We start from the raw sequence: 17,573 nt of genomic DNA on the forward strand, positions 1-17,573 counted from the left end.
TATGACTACCATAGTCTGAGCCCCGTCCTGTAGAGTATGAGGGTGATGATGACGGTTCCGGTTATGAAGGGGACTTCAAGGCCGGTGAAGAGGGATGCGGCTGTCCAGAAACACATTATGAGGTAGAGGCTTGAAACAGAACCCTCTGGCATTTCCCTGAAACCATCCCTGAGCACGGCCAGGAGTATTAAAGCCGCCAGGAATCCGGTCAGGAGCCACCCTGCAAAGTTCTGCAGGGGCACCCCGTAGAATATACCGGGATTGTCCCAGACCCAGAAACGGAGGGCCACCGCCATGGGGTCTATCACCATGTCACAGAGAACAGCAAGGACGGCCGTCAGAAGAAGGAATCCTGGGAGCCCATCAACAGATTCCTTTGCAAGGTATGCGCAGCCAAGGAAGATTGGAAGCCATGCAAAGGGGACCGTGAAGGGCGTGTACCCCAATAACTTTAAACCTATAATGCCAGTATAATGGAACCCTGAGTATGGAAAACCCGTTATTATGGCGATAGTTTCAAGTACAATTGCATAAACCCCGAGTATAAGTATCAGAATGACGCCACGACCATCCATCCCCCTGAGATGGCAAGGAAGGATGGAACTGCAAGGGCCATGATAAAAAGAACCGATATGATGGAATACCCTGAGATGTTAACATTAACAACAAAGTAGGATACTGTGGCAAGGATTAACCCTGTAAAGAGGATAACGGCCGATTTAAGATTCAGTTTTCCTGGCAGCAGAATCACCCCTGTAGATTTCAGGTCTGCGGTTCCTTAGAATGGGAAGCTCCCTCCTTGTTTTATCAATGAGTTCCATTTCCAGGTCAAGGGTGAAAACACCCTCCCCTTCATCGGCCTCAAGGACAACACCTCCCCAGGGGTCGGCCACCATTGAGTGGCCATAGGCGACATAACATGCATCAGGGTTCCTTGCCTGAGAGACCCCAACACAGTAGCACTGGTTGTCAAGGGCCCTCGACCTTATAAGGAGTTCCCAGTGGGCCGGGCCCGTTGTCATATTGAAGGCCCCGGGGAATATGAGTATCTCTGCTCCTTCAAGGACCATCATCCTTGAAAGTTCCGGGAAACGGATATCATAGCATATACCGACCCCCACCCTACCGTGGGGGGTGTCTATCACGGTTGCACCGTCACCGGCAAGGAGGCTCTCTGACTCCCTGAAGGTTATCTCTCCTGGAACATCGATATCAAAGAGATGAACCTTCCTGTGCCTCCCGGCGATATTTCCAGCATCATCAATGATGAATGATGTGTTGTACACTCCCTCGGGTGTCTTTTCAGGAATTGAACCCGCCACTATGTAAACACCGAGTTCCTCTGCAAGGACCCCCATGGCACCTACGGCGGGTCCATTTTCATCTTCAGCATACACGGCAAACCTCATGGTGTCATAGGGGCATATGAACATTTCAGGGAGCACCACAAGGTCAGCCCCCATACCGGCGGCTTCCCGCACCATTGAAGATGCCCTTTCAATGTTCCCATACTTATCTTCAGTTACAAGCATCTGGCAGATCCCGATTTTAATATCAAACACCTCCCCGTAGCTTTCATGATTATCAGAGCGCGGTGTTCTCAAGAAGTATCTTCAAACCTATGATTATGAGGATGACGCCTCCAAGGGCCTCGGTCCGGTTCTCAAAGATATGCCCTATCCTCTCACCCAGATAACTCCCCCCAATGGACATGATGAAGCTCAGGACCCCTATTATCAGGACAGGGAGCCATATGGAGAGGTCGAGGAGCGCGAAGCTCACACCAACAGCAAAGGCATCTATACTTGTTGCAATGGACAGAATGAAGAGTTCACGGTAATTGAACTCGAATTCATCCTCCTCAAGCATGAAGCTTTCGTATATCATCTTCAAACCGATTATGAGGAGCAGAAGGAACGCAATCCATGGTGCGAATGCTGATACAATGGCCTGGATTTCAAGTCCTGATAACCATCCAAGGACAGGCATACCGGCCTGGAATATGCCAAAGGATAGTGCGGATATCAGGGTATAGTTGACTCCTGATTCATGGGTGATGACTCCCCTGCTTACCGAGACACTGAATACATCCATTCCAAGTCCAATTCCAAGAAATACCATTGACAGGATGTCCATTCTATCACTGCTTTAATTCTGTGAACGAATATTTACTTTTAATGAGATTCCATATTTGAAGAAAGTTTTACATTCACTTCATGAGAATCCCATAGGTGCTAGGACAAGGCCACATATACACATCTTATGGGCATGTATCCTTATAGGATATACTGTCTTAATAACCTATTCCTCAGCTTTAGTGGAATCAGGATACTCTTTCCAGGCGCTGAAGGTTCCAGAGGAGAGAAGAATCCGGGCTTCCCCTCTCACCATACCCTGAAGGAAACTCTTCATCAATGTTTATTAGACCTTCAAACAAAGAATTAGTCTGAGGATAGATGTGTGATGAAAATGGATCCATCAGGAAGAATAAAAGAACTTGAATCAGCCCTCAGAAACTCAGGATACATACCTGACAGGGAAATACTTATAACACTATTCCTCTCACTGGAACTTAAAAAACCGGTACTTGTGGAGGGTCCTCCAGGGACAGGTAAAACACTTCTTGCCAGAAAAACGGCAGAGGCCCTTGGAAGGGACTTTTTCAGGATACAGTGCTATGAGGGGATAACCTTTGAGCAGATCGTTGGGGAGTGGAACTATCAGAAACAGCTCCTGAGCCTTGAGAAGTCACGTCTGGGTGGCTATGAGGAGGATGTTTTTGGTGAGGAGTACTTCATAAAGAGACCACTTCTCTCGGCTTTCATCAATGATAAACCCTCACTGATACTGATAGATGAGATAGACAAGGCCGATGAGGAGGTTGAGAGTTTCCTGCTCCAGGCACTGGGTGAAAAGCAGATAACGGTCAATGACCTTGGAACCTTTGACCTTAAAAATGATATAATGGTGTTTTTAACATCCAACTCCCAGAGGAACCTCCTTGATGAAACAAGGGACAGATGCCTCTACCTCTACATAGACTACCCGTCCCCTGAGAGGGAGATGGAGATAGTGAAGGCCCATGTTCCATCAGTGCCCATGGGAATACTTGAGGAGGCAGTTTACTTTATAAACAGGGTTAGAAGGCTCAGCATCATAAAGAAGCCGTCCATCAGGGCTACTGTTGACTGGGTTAAAACCCTCATGTCACTCGGAAGGGAGCATATCGATGATGAGACCCTTGAGGAAACCCTTGGTGTGATCGTGAAGAACAGATCCGATGGAGATAAGGTAAGGGACCTCTTAAAATCAGGAATAAAAGAAAAATGAATGAAATAATCCGTTTTTCAAATATACTAAGGGATAAAAACGTCCCTGTCAGTATAAGAAGCACTAAAGATGCTTTCATGGCATACAGGATGTTCCGGGGGCGTGATGAACTCAGGGAGGCCCTCTTCTCTGTTTATGTTAAGGATATGAGGCACGCCGATGCATTCATGGAAGCATATGGGGAGGTGTTCGGGACAGCAGGGAAGGATGAACCCCTGGAATCAGGTGAGGATTCCACTGAGATTATCCAGGCACCCGACGGCGATATCAATGGAAAGGAAGGGGAATCCCTAATCCTTGATGATTTTAATGAACTTAAACCCGAGATTGAGGAAATAATTGACCTCAGGGGTGATGAGAGGAACATAATCGACAGGGATATGTCCACCCTGGACGCATTTGACCCTGAAATATTTGAACTCTGCCGCAGATTAGGGATTAAAATCGCAAACCGAAGGTCAAGGAGGCTCAGACAGTCAAAGAGGACGCGGCCGGATATCAGGAGGAGCATACGCAGGAACCTGAAGCATGGAGGCACCCTCATCGAGCTCCTAAGGTCAGAGCCAAGGGAGAGGAAAAGTCAGCACATATTCCTCAGTGATGTTAGCGGTTCATGCGACTGGATAAGTAACTGGTTCTTCTGCATAGTCTATGCTGCACAGAAAACCTTCTACAGGTCAAGATTCTTTGACTTTGACAGCAAGATCGTTGAGACAACCCACCTCCTTGACGAAGAAGACCTTTACGATGCCTTCAGGAACCTCAGGGAATCAAGGGCCAGGAACCTGATGCTCCACGGCACATCAAACATGTACACGGCCTTCAGGGAGTTCCTTGAGAACGTCAGCTTCACAGGGAGATCATATATAGTGATACTCTCTGACTGCCGTGACTGGGCCGGCCCAAAAAGGAATGGTGTCCCTGAAAGCCAGGGGTTAATTTCTGAGATGGCTGAAGGGGCCAGAAGGGTGCTTATACTCAACCCTGAACCCTCAAAAAAGTGGGATGCTGTTGATAGCTGCGTATCCCTTTACAGGGATGCCGGGGCAACCATAAAGGAGGTCAGGACACTCAGGCAGCTTGCAGAGGCCATAGAGAAACTATAGGCATATGATGGATCAGCTGAAGTTATCCAGGGTGACTCCCCTGGCTGAACGGAGCTCCCTGGGGGGTTCAAGGGACCTGAACTCCAGGCCCTCATCCTCCAGCATCTCCATAGCATCATGGGTTATTGATGGTGCTACAAGCATGCCCCTGACACCCCTCCTGTCATCCCGGAATTCATCAAGGTACCTTTTGAGCTGTTTAACCGCACTCACACCGGCTTTCCTGCTTTTAAGTTCAATTATGACCAGGGAACCATTCTCATCCTTCCCGAGGATATCTATAAAACCGGCATCCGTGGAGTATTCCCTGGCAACCGGCCTGAAACCCTTCTCAATCAGGTGGGGATGCTCCATTATCATATCACCCATATCCCTTTCATGTCCAGCCACCTCAAGTTCATGCCGGTCCCTTGCAGTGTAGCAGGATACCAGGTGGGCTTCATGGATCTCGACTTCAAGGCGCTCCTCAGGGGACCTCCTTATACTTTCAAGGTATAGCTTCCCCCCCTTCATGTAGCTCCTGCATCTTGATCTGGGGGGCTGCCAGTTCACCGGGTCCACCTTACGGTCCTGGTGTATCATGAAGGTCCCATCCGGTTTTATGACGATCAAACGCTCTCCAGGTTCAAGCCGGCTCCTGGCACGGCCCTCATAGGATGCACTGCAGCATGCAAGTATCACGATAAGCACCCTCTTCCTTATGCCTTCCTCAATAACCCTGTAGGCCTTCTTGGGGGATGGATTTTCAAAAACCTGACACTTCATAGGATTCACTTCTTCTGGGGTTACGTCTTCTCTTTTTTCATTTTGACTTTATTTTATTAGGTGGGGGTCTTTATGGTTTTCATTTTGACTTTCTTTTATTAGATTTTTGGAGGGAGAAGTTTATGGCTTCGGGATTATATTTTCTTCTAGATCTTCTAAAACTATTAGTACTTCAAGGGATAACCTATATTATGGTCTCATAGGAGGGATTCAGAATGCTCATAGACCCTATGAGATACTGTGCCATTCCATTCCTCGGGAGATAGGGTTATCATGATAAAGGAGTTTGTTATAGGGACAGAGCTCTCCCCGGCATATTACACTGACCTCCTTGATTTCATATACAGGTACTATTTTCTTCCAGGGGATTTCCTGGAAACCCGGAGATCCGGGGACCGGATAGTATTCAGTGCCCTGATTAAGGGGAAAGGGGTGCGGGGTGAGATAATCCCGGGCGAAAACTTCAGGCTTGTACTCGAGTACCCCCCGGACCTTGAGGCTGAAGCAGAGGGGATATATGAGGATATATTCACATCAATCCAGGTCTTTGAGGAAAACATGCGCCAGCACACCATATACTTTGCCTGGGTTGAGGGGGAGGAGATAATCCCTGAAAAGCCACCCTCAACCAGGAGGATGGCGTCAAAGAGCATATTCGGGAGCAGCCTCCTCCTTCTTTACATAATGTTCTTCGGCATCAACATATTCCTTTTCCTGCTGCTGGGGATATACGCTGTAATCGCCATACTACTCCTGCAGCTGGGGATCATACTCTCATCAGATAAATTATATGCAAGGATGGGTGAATGGACGGTTACACGTGAAAACCCCTACGTGCATGTCATCCAGTTCCAGCTACCAGAGGATGAGTTCAGATTCTTCATAAAGACCATGGGTGAGGATGCCATCGTGCAGATAAAGAGGAAAATCTACAGCAGGTCACTGGCATATAAGAAGCCACCAACCTGTGATGTTGCAAGGGATGTGCTGGGAAAACATGGTTTCAGATGCAACCCCCTCCAGGAGAGGTCAAGGACCGTGAACCTCTACGGTATTGTTGATGAAGCAGCCAGAAAATTCAGGATACCCACACCCAGGATAGTTGTATCTAACACCATGGTACCCAACGCCGCAGCCACGGGCCCAAGCCCTGGTAGGGGCCTTGTACTTGTAACAACTGGGCTTATAGTCCAGCTGGATGATGAGGAAATACTTGCAGTCATCGGCCATGAAATGGGACACCTTAAGGGGCGTGACTCGCTCATACTCTTTAGCATAGTGTCTCTTGAGTTCATACTGAGACTCACCGTACTTCTTCCACTGGTTATCATATCACCCATCATCTACATCATCTTTGCAATGGGCCTCATATTCTTCGTGGCAAAGTTCTTTGAGGCAAGGGCTGATCTGCTCTCGGCAATGGTTATAGGCAGACCTGAAGTACTTGCAGGGGCCCTCAGGAAGATAGGATACCAGAAACTTGTGATGGAGAGGATGGGCTCCCAGAGAATAAGGGGCTGGACCGCCTGGGACCCTCACCCTCCGATATACTTCCGGATAAAGAGGCTGGAGAACCTCAGGGACTGCACCGATATTAAAAGCCCCCTTCTGAGGTCCGCAGGAGATGTTATAAGGGGATTCAGGGACTCCATCAGGTGGATGTTTTTATAGGCCCCACCGGTGCGGCGGTCTCAGCAACACCTACTTCACCCTTGAGATCACCGCTTCGATGTCACGGAGGCCTATATCCTCAGGGCCCTTTATCCCGTACCTCATGCACTTGAACTCAACTGATTCCCGGTTTAAAATGTAATCAAAGAGGCTCCGGTACTCTTCGGCTGCAGGGTCATCCAGTCTTATGATCTTTTCGAGTTCAAGGATGGATTCCCTCAGCAGGTCATTTATCCCTTCATGCTTCATCAGTTCCTGGATAAATTCATTCTTCTGACCTTCATATGATCCAAAAAATTTTTCAAAGGACTTCATCTGCTGCATAGCCTTGTAGATTATCACCAGTTTATCCTGCAGCTCCAGGGCTTCATTTCTCGATAAAATATAAGATCCTCCTTTCACATGATAAATCATCTTATAGATTAAGTATTTACTACCGCTCCCCCATATAATCAATTACTGAAGCTTGGGGTGACAGCATGTACAGGCTCGAACTTGATAGGACAATGTGTATATTCTGCGGTAACTGTATTGACAGCTGCCCTGAACTCTTTGAGTTCGGTTATGATGGAATCTCATCAATCATCGGGGCTGAAGCCTCCGATACTCAGATAAGGGAACTGGAGGATCCCCTCTGCAGTGAAAAAGCAGCCAGTAACTGTCCTGTTATGTGTATAAAATTATACAGGGATGGTGAGGAGCTTGTATGATGGAGCCCCAGGGCCCTGCATCATCCCCGTGCACCCTCTCTGACGTTATCATAATATGCTTAAAACAGTTTTACATTGCGTTCAAAGCGCATGCGGCCCTGCCCATGACGTTATCATAATATTCTTAAAAACTGAACAATGGATGATAGAATGGAAGAAACTCAGCCATCATACTTCTCAATGGATGAATTCAGGTTTGAATCAGGAAAAAGGATCACTGACGCTGTTTTTGAATATAAAACAATAGGAGAACCCTCATTTGATGATGATGGCTCCATAAATAATGCTTTAATCTACATTCATGGATGGAGCGGCGACTTTGCATCTGTAAGGAGGATTGAAGGACTCATTGAACATGGAGGCGTCCTTGAAGATTATTTCATAATATCGGCGAGCTCCCTGGGCTCCCCGGGTTCGGCATCCCCATCCACAACTTCACTGGGGGATAAATTCCCTGATTACACCATCCTCGACATGGTGAATTTTCAGAGAAAGTTCATAAGGGATAAATTTGGAATAAAAAGGCTTAAGGGGATCATAGGGACATCGATGGGTGGTTTCCAGGCCCTCCAGTGGGCCGTTTCATACCCCGATGAGATGGAGTTCCTCATACCCCTTGTAACATCTTACAGGGTGAGGGGGATCAACTACGCAGTCTTCAGCTACATGAACCGCATCATTGAGGAGGACCCAGTGTATATGGCGGGTGAGAAACCCGAGAGGGCCCTTTCACTTGCATCCATGTTCATGTATCTCTATGGCCTCTCAAGGGAATACTATCAGGGCCTTGAAAACAGGGAGATAGATCATGCAATGGATGATATGGGCCTTGAAGGGCTGCAGATGGACCCATATGATGTTGTATGGAGGAACAGGGCCGCCATGGGCCATGACCTTACGGGACAGCTCCACAGGATAAGGGCGAAAACCCTGATATTCGGGATCAGACAGGACCAGTACTTCCCACCGGAACTTGAAACGGTTCCAATGGCAGAACTCATACCCGACTCAGAACTGGTTATATTCGATTCAGAATATGGCCATCTTGGAATAAATGAGATATGGAAGTACGGGGAGGTTATAAGGGAATTTATAGGAAGCGAATAATTTTCTGAGGATCCCGTGATTCCCTAATGGGAGGTTTCACTGGACAGTTCGGATGCAACCAGTATGCCGGGCAGTGGTGAGTCTCATATAATCATAGGTGGTGTTAGGTTTTGAAGGTTAAGGTTGAGGATTTTGGCTTCGATGAAGGTGCATGCATGAATTACGTGAGGTACCGTGTATCTGGGCTTGACGATGAACTCATGGAGAAACTCATTGAAAGACTTGAAGAGGACACTGAAATTGATGATGGCGACCTCATGGTAACGGTGTTCTACCAGAAGGAATACTTCCCCTTCGGCTCTGAGGAGGCAAAGGTCCGTATGGATGATTTCATTGCCAGGGAGGAGATTGAGATGACGGTTTTCCTCTCAAGCCTCCTTGAGGACTGAATCCGGTATATGGGGTTGAGGCGTGCCGGTGGAGGCCGGCATGGTTTTATGGTGTGAGGATTGAATCACCGGTGACTGGGAGGGAGCCCCCGGGTTGTGTTGGTATGAAGATTGAATCAATGAAAACAGAGAGGTCCGGTGACCGGTGTAAAATCGTATTAACCCTTCTAACAGGCCCTGAAACCCTGAAGATTTATAATTTACTGAGAGAACGGTTTAAGGATTACTCATTTTCCTTTTCCAAGGATAGGATAACGGTTAAAGCTTCCTTCAGGATCATGGAGCCATGGGAGGATGAAACCGTGGATGAGCTGGGAGAGTCCATCCGTCTTGAATTATCAGATTTCATCAGGGGGCGGGTCCTGGATGGTTTTTGAGGAATATGAATTCGGAGACATCATCTACCAGAGGAGGCACTGGATAATATTCCTTGCACCTAACCAGAGCAACCTCGGGACATGCGTGGTTGCCCTTAAAAGAAATGAAAGGTTCCTTGGAAACCTGGGGAAACCAGAATGGGATGAGATGCTTGAAATAATATCTGAACTTGAATATGCAGTCAGAAGGGAATTTGGGGCCACAATGTTCAACTGGGGCGTTCTCCTTAACACCTTTTACCGTGAGAACACACCCCCACCCCACCTCCACTGACACTTCATACCCCGCTACAGGAGGGAGGTCGTCGTGAACGGTGAAACCTTTGACGACCCATTCTTCGGGTATATGAGGCCGAGGCCCCCCAGGAATGTCTCTGATGAGACACGTGAGGAGATAAAGTCAAGGATCCTTAAGCACATAAAGGTGGAATAGGTATAAAAAAAGGGATAGATTTGTGTTGGCTGAAGCCACCATGGCAGGGACTTCATAGTTTTGCTATTCTTTCCCTGAACTCCTTCCTGTGCCTTTTCTCCTCATCAACAATGTGCTTCAGCACACCCACAACCTCTTCATCATCTATTATGGCTATCTGCCTCTCGTATTCTTCAATCCCCTCAGTTTCCTTCTCTATCTGTTTTTCAAGGCCTGCCTTTATGTCTTCACCTATGTACTCTATCTCACCAGTCTCCATTGAGGGTCTGCCACCCCTCTTTGTTATGAGATCCGCAAGCCACCACATGTGCCTCATCTCATCAACCGCGATGGCCTCTGTGAGACGGCTTATATCACAGTCCTCAATGACAAAGGAATTGTAGGTGTAGAGCATTGTAGCTTCAAGTTCGTGCCTGAAGTCCCTATTCAGAAGTTCTATTATTTCTTCCGGGTCCATGATACATCACCATAATAACTTTGCTGCTTTCGATATTTATAATTTCAGAGAAAACATATTAATCCATGAAAAAAGAAGATTTAAAGGTGGTTGGATGACAGCAGATGTTTATTTTTCTGATTTCAGGGCAAGGTCACGGGATGAGAACAGGGGGATGAAGATACAGAGACTCTTTGATACGGCCTTCGGTGATGTATTCTCAGAGGATGATGTGGTTGCGGTTAAGGTGCACTTCGGTGAAAGGGGTAATGATTCCTTTGTGAGCCCGGTCCTTGTAAGATACATTGTTGAGAAGATCAGGGAGTCAGGGGCCAGTGTTTTTTTAACCGACACCAACACTCTCTACTATGGATCCAGACACAACTCGGTCCATCACCTTGAAACAGCGATACTAAACGGCTTTGATTATGCTGTTTCCGGTGCACCGATCATAATAGCAGATGGACTGCACGGGAAAAACCAGAGAACAGTCAGGGTGGATGGAAAACACTTCAGTGAGGTTAAGATTGCAGGTGACATACATGATGCTTCTGGGATGGTGGTGGTCTCCCACTTCAAGGGTCACGGGATGAGTGGCTTTGGAGGGGCACTGAAGAACCTTGCAATGGGCTGCGCCACCATTGAGGGGAAGATGGAACAGCATGAATGTGCAAAGCCCATCATTAGGGGTGACTGCACCTCCTGCGGGGCCTGCATCATGGAGTGTCCGGTGGATGCAGTGTGCCTTGAGGATGGCGTCAGGATAGACTATGAAAGGTGCATAGCATGCATGAACTGCCTTGACACCTGTGAAAACCAGGTATTTGACCTTGACTGGGAAAAGGATATACCAGAGTTCATTGAACGGATGATGGAGTATGCCATGGGTGCAGCAGCCCTTAAGGGGGACAGGATATGTTATATGAACTTCCTCATGAACATAACACCAGACTGCGACTGCGTACCCTGGAGCGACCAGAGCATAGTCCCGGATATCGGTATACTGGCATCAAGGGACCCTGTAGCCATTGACACGGCAAGCTATAACCTGGTGAATCAGCAGCCAGGTCACAGGAACTCGCTCCTTGAGAAGAACCATGGTGTGGGTGAGGACAAGTTCAGGGGTGTCTGGGGTGATGTTGATGGAACCCTTCAGCTGAGGTATGCTGAGGGGCTGGGTCTTGGTGTGATGGATTACAGGTTGATTCGTGTGTAGTTTTTCCCTGGTCAGGGTCTTGGTGTGATGGATTACAGTCTGATCCACGTGCAATAACATAAAAAAGTTTTCAGGAAACCTCAATCATCCTCTTAACAGCCCTGATGGCCCTTTCTGCAATATCATCAGGGACTGTGACGGCGAACTCCTCATTTATAAGGGAGTTCTTAACTTTCTCCAGTGTGTGGAGTTTCATGTTCTCACATATGGCCTCAGAGAGGAGGGGTATTGTCTCCTTGTCTGATTCAAGGCCGAGGCGGGTTGTCATGTCAACCTCTGTCCCGATTATGAAGCTTTCACTCTCTGATTCAAGGACCCTCCGAAGTATCCCGCCGGTACTCAGTATATGGTCCGCCATCTCCTGGACTTCAGGGTCACACTCGGGGTGTATAAGGACCTCGGCATCAGGGTACTCCTCCTTCCTTGCCATAACGTCTCCAGGTGTGAACATCTTGTGGACATAACAGTAACCGTTTTCTGGTATTGGGATTATCCTTTTGTCGGTGTGCTGCTGGACGTACCATGCAAGGTTCCTGTCGGGTCCAAAGAGCACCAATTCTTCATCAAGGCTCTCAACAACCTTAACAGCATTAGCAGAGGTGCAGAGGATGTCCGCCTCAGCCTTTGCCTCTGCAAGGGTATTAACGTAGAGTACAACTGCCGCATCAGGGTATCTCTTCCTGGCGGCCCTGACATCATCGGCACTGAGCATGTGGGCCATCGGACACTCAGCACCCCTGTCGGGTATTAGTATCTTTTTATCGGGGTTCAGAATGTAGGCTGTCTCTGCCATGAAGTCAACCCCGCAGAAAACAACCAGATCCACATCATCAAGTTCAGATGCCTTTATACAGAGCTCCAGGGAGTCACCTATGAAATCTGCAATTTCCTGAATCTCCTTTCTCTGATAATTATGTGCAAGTATGATGGCATTCTTATCCTTCTTTAACTCCAAGATCTCCCTTTGCAGTTGATTTAACATGAGATTCCCTACTGAAAAGTTATTGTGAAGTAAAATCAAGAATTAAGACTATTTAATATAGTGGTGGGTCATGTTTTATAAATATTTCTACCCTTTACGGTTCTGATGATCCAGTAAATGAGGTTAAGGGATGAGAAGATCATTCATCCCAAATCTTCTGAAGTTCAGGGTGTATCCTTTCCCTTATCCCAAGGGCCTTCATGGCACCTGAATAGGCACGGTCAATTTCAGTGAACTCGGGTCTTACCATACCCCTGAACGCATCATATCCCATTATACGCCCATAATTTTCTGTGATCGACCATATTATCTTGCTGAGGTCCTCTATTATATTTTCAAGATCGTAGTCTGCTTTCATAACATTGTCCCTAAGTTTTTCAAAATCAAGGGATGCATTGCTCCTGATTCCAACGTCCCTGAGGATTACCGGACACTCACTGTAGGGGAGGGATTTCCTGAGCATTCCACCGGCCGGTGCCACACCCATTATCTTGCTTGCCCCTATTGACATGGCAAGGAGGATGTGTTCATATATCTGGAGGGCGGCTTCTTTCATGCCTTCACGGTCATCGGGGACCTCAACGGGTTCAAGTTCAGGGAAGGACAGGGGTGGTTTGACTTCCGGTATTGATGGAGCTGAAACTTTATTAGATTCAGCTGAATCTGTTTCCATGGTTTCTGGAGTCGTTTCTGAGTATTTTATTACAGTTTCTTTCCTTGTTTTGGTGGGAGCTTCCATAGAAGTTATTTCATCTTTGGAGGTGCCTGTTCCAGGTTTAGCGGCAGTTTCCCCTAATTTTTCACCTCCAGCTTCTATCTGAACATCATCTGAGGAAGTTCTGGAATCGGTTACCATGGTTTCCATTTCTGGGCCGGACTGGAGAACCTCTGGATGTGAAAGCAGGTTCCTGAGGACCCTTCTTGCAAAGAGAAGTATCTTCCCGAGATTGGAATCTTCACCAGCAAGGACAAGTAACTGGACCCTGTCGTTGATGATAATCATCTTACCCCGTGAAAACTCTATAACAGAGGACTCAAATTCCCCCTGCCCTGTTCTCATCACGAGCTTCTGGGATGAATCTGCAATCACAAGGGCCATTGATCCCAGGACCTTGAAATCAGGCACTTCACCCCCATATAGTATACGACCCGATTTATCTGTAACCATAACTCCCTCAACACCTTCCATTTCTTTAAGTTCACCGGCAATATCCCTCATTATAATAGGACCCCCTCTAAATATCCTCAGTCTTAAGTAGTCTGCAGTGTGTTATCCACGCCGCCTCCTTCTTTCCAGGAGGATAGCATGTTATGAGCATCAGACGGGCCTCCCCGCCCTGGGAAAACCTAACTGGATTTGTTTTATAATCCCACCGTATATCCTCCCCATTTGAGGTTACGGTGTATATGTAACGCTTTGAGGATACAGAATCCTCAATAATAACCCTGTCTCCCCTTTTAAGCCTTCCAATCCTCTTAAATGGTCCTGAATAGGTTGTTCGATGCCCTAGGATTCCACAGTCACCCCCCTGCCCTGGCATCACGCTCTCAGGGTAATGGTAGACTGAATCGTATGCATTAACGGTATCCTCCCTTATCCAGCACTCAAGACCTATCCTGGGGATGATGAGTTTACCTATGACGGAACCCGCATAGATGGTATATGTGTCTGTTTCAGGATTTAAGAGTTCCCTGGGAGCGTTTTTATAATTTTCAAGAGCTGCCCTGGACCTTTCAAGCGCCTTGTAATCCTCCAGGGTCTTGATTGCAATGCCGGAGCTGATTGAAATGAAGAGAAGACAGAGTACTCCAGCATATAGTTTTGGGTTATTCATTTTAACCATTTAAGAGTTCTTTGAGGATTTCTTTCACCTGAATGGCCATCTTTGACCGGCACCTGCTCACCATACCCGGATCAGATATCCATGCCGTCACCTTCCCGTCAATACCGGTATCCTTGAGCTCGAGGAGGAGGAGGCGGGGCTCGGGGTCAGGGAGTATCCCGGGGATTTCCAGGAGCTTATCCTTCACTCGGGATTCGAATTCCCCAGGGTCGATGCTGTAGTCAATGTTTACCCTGAGCTCAACCCTTCTTCTGTCCTCTGCAGTGTAGTTCAGGTAGGGTGTTTTTGCGAATGAAGAGTTGGGTATTGTTATTATTTTTCCATCAGGGGTTTTTATTGTTGTTGTTCTAAACCCGACCCTTTCAACCTTACCCCTGTTGCCTGACACCTCTATGGTGTCACCCACCCTGAAGCTTTTATCTGCAAGTATGAACATCCCTGAGATGAAGTTGGATATGAGGTCCCTTGACGCGAAACCCACCGCAACACCAGCTATACCTAGGCTCACTGCTATGGCGGTTATATCTATTCCAAGCTCCCTGAGGATTATACTGGCTGCAAGGAGGTATACGCTGTATTTTATTATGTCGTTAAGGACCTGGATAAGTGTAAGGTCAAGGTCCCACTTCCTCGCAGATTTCCTGAAGAAGTAGGAAGCCCATTTCACAAAGAGCAGGGCTGCCATTACGGTGACCGTTATTATGAGAAGGGTTTCAGCCATCATCATGGGGTTCAACTGCGTTCACCTCCAGCGTCATCAGGTCCTCAGCAACAACCGTCTCGGGGAATATCTCCCTGGCAGCCTCTTCAAGGACCTCACTCCTCCTGTAACGGGTGCTTAGATGGGTGAGGATGAGCCGTCGGACTTCAGCATCCCTGGCAACTCTCGCTGCTTCTGCTGCGGTGGAATGACCGCTTTCAGCGGCCTTGTCCTTCTTACCCGCTTCAAAGGTTGATTCATGTATAAGGAGGTCCGCGCCCCTTGCAAGTTTCACGATGGATTCGCAGGGGCGGGTATCTCCAGAGTAACAGATCTTAACACCCCTCCTGGGTTCGCCGAGAACCTCCTCAGGCATTATAACCCTGTCACCGACCCTGACAGGTATCCCCCGGTGCAGCCTCCCGAAGTCGGGGCCTGGTTTAAGTCCAAGGGCGATGGCCTTTTCCCTTAGGAAGCGGGGTCTTTTCTTCTCCTGGAAGCAGTATGCAAGGTTGGTTACTGAATGGGATCCCCTGGCGCAGCTGACAAGGTATTCATCTTCCTCAACAACAACACCTTCAGTTATCTCATTGACCTGGATTTCAAAGTCCAGTGAGAAGTAACCCACCTTCATCATTGATTCATAGACTTCAAGGGTTCCTGGGGGTCCATAGAGTTCAAGGGGTTCCTCCCTGCCCCTGAAGCTCATTGATTGTATCATGCCGGGTATCCCGAGGATGTGGTCCCCATGGAGGTGTGTGATGAATATCCTTGTAACCTTCATTGGACTGATACCTGCAAGGGCCATCTGCCTCTGGGTTCCCTCGCCGCAGTCAAAGAGGAACACTTCCCCTGGGATACGGAGGGCTATTGAGGTATGGTTTCTCATCTTTGAAGGAACCGCCGATGATGTACCGAGAAATGTAACTTCCATTGTATCCCTCTTTCTGTTCACGTACCATGATCTTTCAATTACAGCACCATAAGGTTGTGATGATCACATCTGGACATGATCTTGAGGAGACTTTATTCTATATGGACCGTGGGATAGAATTTATAATTCTCCTTACCGATCTTATATGACATCTGAACATAAAATTTATAATTCTCCTTATTATATTAAGTTTAGGGGATTTTTATGATCGACGTGATCCGGGAGATGATCAGGGAAGACGTTGGATTCGAGGACATAACAACCGACGCACTCATTGACAGGGACATGACAGTTAAAGCAGATGTCATCTCCAGAGAAGAGGGTGTTCTGGCAGGTGTTGATGTGGCTGAGGTCATGGTCCTTGACTTTGGAATTGAAATCATTAAATGGAAGCACGATGGTGACACTATAAAAGAGGGTGACAGGATCTTAACCCTTGAGGGGCGTGCCTATGACATACTTAAAATCGAGAGGACCATGCTTAACCTTATGATGAGGATGAGCGGCATAGCCACCCTCACTGCCAGGGTCCTTTCGAGGGCCAGGAGATACAGCGGGAAGGTCAGGATTGCAGCCACAAGGAAGACAACACCCGGGCTTCAGTGGTTTGAAAAACAGGCCGTTAAGATTGGAGGTGGAGACACCCACCGCTTTAGACTCGATGACTGTGCGATGATTAAGGACAACCACATTGCAATCGTTGGGGACGTGGAGGAGGCTGTGAAACGTGTCAGGGAACATGTGAGCTTCACAAAGAAGGTTGAAGTTGAGGTTGAGTCACCTGAGGATGCGGTGACAGCAGCAGAGGCAGGTGCAGACATAGTTCTCCTTGACAATATGAGCCCGGAGGTTATAGAGCATATTGTGGGTGAACTGAAAAGGCGCGGCCTCAGGGATCGTGTGATTCTTGAGGCTTCCGGAGGAATAAAACCTGAAAATATTGATCGGTACGCATCCACAGGAGTTGATGTTATATCCATGGGGTTTATAACAAATTCGGCGCAACCTGTTGACCTCAGCCTTGAAATAAGGGCATCTACATGAACTTTGATTCTCTGTACTTTTGACGCAAATTTTATTTGCTGATCATGGCTTCACCCCCATTCTGGTTGATGGTTTCTTTCATTATATGGATAGATTTATATACTCCGAGCATGATATAGTCATCTGGAGGTAGAAATTCATGGAAAACGAAGAATTCCAGAATAATAATGAGATCAATGAGAACGAAGAGGAAACCGAGGAGTTACCCTTTGCAAAGGCAGAAGTTGTAAGGCTTATGAAGCAGCACCTTGACAGTGACAAGATGATACGTGAAAGGGTCAAGGTTGAAATGAACAAATTCCTTGGTGAAATCCTTGAAAGGGTATGCAAGCAGTTAAACCAGTACCCCTACTCCACAGTCGAATACGAGATGCTTAAGGAGTGTATATACCCCTACAAAAACATTGATAGAATAAACCAGGAAAAGGAACGATTACTGGCACACCTTGAAGCAATCAAGGCCGACTGTGATGCCATGGGCATGGATATTAAACGCACACTTAAACTCAGGGACGTTGATGAGGAATAA

The 17,573-nt window shown here is 47.4% G+C and carries 24 protein-coding genes; 12 read left to right on the forward strand and 12 right to left on the reverse strand.

Going from position 1 to position 17,573, the window contains the following annotated elements; translation table 11 throughout:
- Positions 1 to 5 precede the first annotated feature (5 nt).
- The 4 genes from cruF to N5910_RS01800 are packed head-to-tail and all read right to left on the reverse strand — an operon-like array spanning position 6 to position 2,136.
- On the reverse strand, positions 6 to 575 hold the full coding sequence (gene cruF / locus N5910_RS01785; protein WP_261599700.1) for a bisanhydrobacterioruberin hydratase CruF: 570 nt from the start codon (positions 573 to 575) through the stop codon (positions 6 to 8).
- On the reverse strand, positions 551 to 751 hold the full coding sequence (locus N5910_RS01790; protein WP_261599701.1) for a hypothetical protein: 201 nt from the start codon (positions 749 to 751) through the stop codon (positions 551 to 553). Before N5910_RS01790 ends, cruF begins: the two co-directional genes overlap by 25 nt.
- Positions 720 to 1,532, reverse strand: a complete 813-nt coding sequence (locus N5910_RS01795) for a carbon-nitrogen hydrolase family protein (RefSeq protein WP_191216565.1) — start codon at positions 1,530 to 1,532, stop codon at positions 720 to 722. Before N5910_RS01795 ends, N5910_RS01790 begins: the two co-directional genes overlap by 32 nt.
- Positions 1,533 to 1,584: 52 nt before the next feature.
- Entirely contained in the window at positions 1,585 to 2,136 is a 552-nt protein-coding gene (locus tag N5910_RS01800) for a manganese efflux pump MntP (protein ID WP_191216364.1), read from the reverse strand.
- 333 nt (positions 2,137 to 2,469) lie between these two features.
- Between N5910_RS01800 and N5910_RS01805 the strand changes: the two genes are divergently transcribed.
- Complete coding sequence (locus N5910_RS01805; RefSeq protein ID WP_370518340.1) at positions 2,470 to 3,330, forward strand: AAA family ATPase; 861 nt, start codon at positions 2,470 to 2,472, stop codon at positions 3,328 to 3,330.
- Between the two features lie 77 nt (positions 3,331 to 3,407).
- Positions 3,408 to 4,436, forward strand: a complete 1,029-nt coding sequence (locus tag N5910_RS01810) for a vWA domain-containing protein (RefSeq protein WP_238337951.1) — start codon at positions 3,408 to 3,410, stop codon at positions 4,434 to 4,436.
- Positions 4,437 to 4,448: 12 nt separating this feature from the next.
- Here the strand turns inward: N5910_RS01810 and nucS are convergent, their stop codons facing one another.
- The gene (gene nucS / locus N5910_RS01815; protein WP_261599702.1) at positions 4,449 to 5,201 is read right to left on the reverse strand and encodes an endonuclease NucS; all 753 of its coding nucleotides are present in this window, start codon (positions 5,199 to 5,201) and stop codon (positions 4,449 to 4,451) included.
- A gap of 273 nt (positions 5,202 to 5,474) precedes the next feature.
- Here nucS and N5910_RS01820 point away from each other — a divergent pair, with 273 nt between their 5' ends.
- Positions 5,475 to 6,872, forward strand: coding sequence for a M48 family metallopeptidase (locus tag N5910_RS01820; protein ID WP_074358482.1), 1,398 nt, complete (start codon positions 5,475 to 5,477; stop codon positions 6,870 to 6,872).
- A 30-nt stretch (positions 6,873 to 6,902) separates the two neighbouring features.
- On the opposite strand, the gene N5910_RS01825 is transcribed toward N5910_RS01820, so the two are convergent.
- Complete coding sequence (locus tag N5910_RS01825; protein WP_238337952.1) at positions 6,903 to 7,214, reverse strand: hypothetical protein; 312 nt, start codon at positions 7,212 to 7,214, stop codon at positions 6,903 to 6,905.
- A 137-nt stretch (positions 7,215 to 7,351) separates the two neighbouring features.
- Here N5910_RS01825 and N5910_RS01830 point away from each other — a divergent pair, with 137 nt between their 5' ends.
- The 6 genes from N5910_RS01830 to N5910_RS01855 all read left to right on the forward strand — a co-directional run bounded on the left by N5910_RS01830 (position 7,352) and on the right by N5910_RS01855 (position 9,888).
- Entirely contained in the window at positions 7,352 to 7,582 is a 231-nt protein-coding gene (locus N5910_RS01830) for a ferredoxin (protein WP_261599703.1), read from the forward strand.
- Positions 7,583 to 7,732: 150 nt separating this feature from the next.
- Positions 7,733 to 8,689 (forward strand): alpha/beta fold hydrolase, encoded by a 957-nt coding sequence (locus N5910_RS01835; RefSeq protein WP_084531126.1) that lies wholly within the window; start codon positions 7,733 to 7,735, stop codon positions 8,687 to 8,689.
- A 110-nt stretch (positions 8,690 to 8,799) separates the two neighbouring features.
- Positions 8,800 to 9,078 carry a DUF5750 family protein gene (locus tag N5910_RS01840; protein ID WP_074358485.1) on the forward strand — a complete coding sequence of 93 codons (279 nt, stop codon included), beginning with the start codon at positions 8,800 to 8,802 and terminating at the stop codon, positions 9,076 to 9,078.
- A 104-nt stretch (positions 9,079 to 9,182) separates the two neighbouring features.
- Positions 9,183 to 9,455, forward strand: coding sequence for a hypothetical protein (locus tag N5910_RS01845; RefSeq protein WP_191216365.1), 273 nt, complete (start codon positions 9,183 to 9,185; stop codon positions 9,453 to 9,455).
- Positions 9,445 to 9,729: an HIT family protein gene (locus N5910_RS01850; RefSeq protein ID WP_261599704.1), complete on the forward strand. Its 285-nt coding sequence runs from the start codon at positions 9,445 to 9,447 to the stop codon at positions 9,727 to 9,729. The genes N5910_RS01845 and N5910_RS01850 overlap by 11 nt, the downstream gene beginning before the upstream one ends.
- Before the next feature lie 33 nt (positions 9,730 to 9,762).
- Positions 9,763 to 9,888: a hypothetical protein gene (locus N5910_RS01855; protein WP_261599705.1), complete on the forward strand. Its 126-nt coding sequence runs from the start codon at positions 9,763 to 9,765 to the stop codon at positions 9,886 to 9,888.
- Positions 9,889 to 9,940: 52 nt separating this feature from the next.
- Here N5910_RS01855 and N5910_RS01860 read toward each other — a convergent pair whose 3' ends face one another.
- The gene (locus N5910_RS01860) at positions 9,941 to 10,345 is read right to left on the reverse strand and encodes a ferritin-like domain-containing protein (protein ID WP_074358488.1); all 405 of its coding nucleotides are present in this window, start codon (positions 10,343 to 10,345) and stop codon (positions 9,941 to 9,943) included.
- Positions 10,346 to 10,439: 94 nt separating this feature from the next.
- Between N5910_RS01860 and N5910_RS01865 the strand changes: the two genes are divergently transcribed.
- Positions 10,440 to 11,540: a DUF362 domain-containing protein gene (locus N5910_RS01865; RefSeq protein ID WP_261599706.1), complete on the forward strand. Its 1,101-nt coding sequence runs from the start codon at positions 10,440 to 10,442 to the stop codon at positions 11,538 to 11,540.
- A gap of 70 nt (positions 11,541 to 11,610) precedes the next feature.
- Here N5910_RS01865 and nadA read toward each other — a convergent pair whose 3' ends face one another.
- The 5 genes from nadA to rnz all read right to left on the reverse strand — a co-directional run bounded on the left by nadA (position 11,611) and on the right by rnz (position 16,000).
- Positions 11,611 to 12,522, reverse strand: a complete 912-nt coding sequence (gene nadA, locus N5910_RS01870) for a quinolinate synthase (protein WP_074358490.1) — start codon at positions 12,520 to 12,522, stop codon at positions 11,611 to 11,613.
- Between the two features lie 139 nt (positions 12,523 to 12,661).
- Positions 12,662 to 13,741, reverse strand: coding sequence for a roadblock/LC7 domain-containing protein (locus N5910_RS01875; protein WP_074358491.1), 1,080 nt, complete (start codon positions 13,739 to 13,741; stop codon positions 12,662 to 12,664).
- A 16-nt stretch (positions 13,742 to 13,757) separates the two neighbouring features.
- Entirely contained in the window at positions 13,758 to 14,357 is a 600-nt protein-coding gene (locus N5910_RS01880; RefSeq protein WP_074359700.1) for a class E sortase, read from the reverse strand.
- A 1-nt stretch (position 14,358) separates the two neighbouring features.
- The gene (locus N5910_RS01885; RefSeq protein WP_145924551.1) at positions 14,359 to 15,093 is read right to left on the reverse strand and encodes a mechanosensitive ion channel family protein; all 735 of its coding nucleotides are present in this window, start codon (positions 15,091 to 15,093) and stop codon (positions 14,359 to 14,361) included.
- Positions 15,080 to 16,000, reverse strand: coding sequence for a ribonuclease Z (gene rnz, locus N5910_RS01890; protein WP_261599707.1), 921 nt, complete (start codon positions 15,998 to 16,000; stop codon positions 15,080 to 15,082). Before rnz ends, N5910_RS01885 begins: the two co-directional genes overlap by 14 nt.
- A 204-nt stretch (positions 16,001 to 16,204) precedes the next feature.
- Between rnz and nadC the strand changes: the two genes are divergently transcribed.
- Both nadC and N5910_RS01900 read left to right on the forward strand, forming a co-directional pair.
- Positions 16,205 to 17,044 (forward strand): carboxylating nicotinate-nucleotide diphosphorylase, encoded by an 840-nt coding sequence (gene nadC, locus N5910_RS01895; RefSeq protein WP_074358492.1) that lies wholly within the window; start codon positions 16,205 to 16,207, stop codon positions 17,042 to 17,044.
- Between the two features lie 139 nt (positions 17,045 to 17,183).
- On the forward strand, positions 17,184 to 17,573 hold the full coding sequence (locus N5910_RS01900; protein ID WP_074358493.1) for a ubiquitin family protein: 390 nt from the start codon (positions 17,184 to 17,186) through the stop codon (positions 17,571 to 17,573).

This window comes from Methanothermobacter wolfeii, from assembly GCF_025397995.1.
GTDB classification, from domain to species: Archaea; Methanobacteriota; Methanobacteria; order Methanobacteriales; family Methanothermobacteraceae; genus Methanothermobacter; species Methanothermobacter wolfei.

Bases quoted from the DNA above. Each gene is read 5' to 3' on its own strand.
- cruF (WP_261599700.1), bottom strand. From the start codon at position 575: ATGGATGGTCGTGGCGTCATTCTGATACTTATACTCGGGGTTTATGCA.
- N5910_RS01795 (WP_191216565.1), bottom strand. From the start codon at position 1,532: ATGCTTGTAACTGAAGATAAGTATGGGAACATTGAAAGGGCATCTTCA.
- N5910_RS01800 (WP_191216364.1), bottom strand. From the start codon at position 2,136: ATGGACATCCTGTCAATGGTATTTCTTGGAATTGGACTTGGAATGGAT.
- N5910_RS01805 (WP_370518340.1), top strand. From the start codon at position 2,470: ATGGATCCATCAGGAAGAATAAAAGAACTTGAATCAGCCCTCAGAAAC.
- N5910_RS01810 (WP_238337951.1), top strand. From the start codon at position 3,408: ATGGCATACAGGATGTTCCGGGGGCGTGATGAACTCAGGGAGGCCCTC.
- nucS (WP_261599702.1), bottom strand. From the start codon at position 5,201: ATGAAGTGTCAGGTTTTTGAAAATCCATCCCCCAAGAAGGCCTACAGG.
- N5910_RS01820 (WP_074358482.1), top strand. From the start codon at position 5,475: ATGATAAAGGAGTTTGTTATAGGGACAGAGCTCTCCCCGGCATATTAC.
- N5910_RS01830 (WP_261599703.1), top strand. From the start codon at position 7,352: ATGTACAGGCTCGAACTTGATAGGACAATGTGTATATTCTGCGGTAAC.
- N5910_RS01835 (WP_084531126.1), top strand. From the start codon at position 7,733: ATGGAAGAAACTCAGCCATCATACTTCTCAATGGATGAATTCAGGTTT.
- N5910_RS01845 (WP_191216365.1), top strand. From the start codon at position 9,183: ATGAAGATTGAATCAATGAAAACAGAGAGGTCCGGTGACCGGTGTAAA.
- N5910_RS01850 (WP_261599704.1), top strand. From the start codon at position 9,445: ATGGTTTTTGAGGAATATGAATTCGGAGACATCATCTACCAGAGGAGG.
- N5910_RS01860 (WP_074358488.1), bottom strand. From the start codon at position 10,345: ATGGACCCGGAAGAAATAATAGAACTTCTGAATAGGGACTTCAGGCAC.
- N5910_RS01865 (WP_261599706.1), top strand. From the start codon at position 10,440: ATGACAGCAGATGTTTATTTTTCTGATTTCAGGGCAAGGTCACGGGAT.
- nadA (WP_074358490.1), bottom strand. From the start codon at position 12,522: ATGTTAAATCAACTGCAAAGGGAGATCTTGGAGTTAAAGAAGGATAAG.
- N5910_RS01875 (WP_074358491.1), bottom strand. From the start codon at position 13,741: ATGAGGGATATTGCCGGTGAACTTAAAGAAATGGAAGGTGTTGAGGGA.
- N5910_RS01880 (WP_074359700.1), bottom strand. From the start codon at position 14,357: ATGAATAACCCAAAACTATATGCTGGAGTACTCTGTCTTCTCTTCATT.
- N5910_RS01885 (WP_145924551.1), bottom strand. From the start codon at position 15,093: ATGATGATGGCTGAAACCCTTCTCATAATAACGGTCACCGTAATGGCA.
- rnz (WP_261599707.1), bottom strand. From the start codon at position 16,000: ATGGAAGTTACATTTCTCGGTACATCATCGGCGGTTCCTTCAAAGATG.
- nadC (WP_074358492.1), top strand. From the start codon at position 16,205: ATGATCGACGTGATCCGGGAGATGATCAGGGAAGACGTTGGATTCGAG.
- N5910_RS01900 (WP_074358493.1), top strand. From the start codon at position 17,184: ATGGAAAACGAAGAATTCCAGAATAATAATGAGATCAATGAGAACGAA.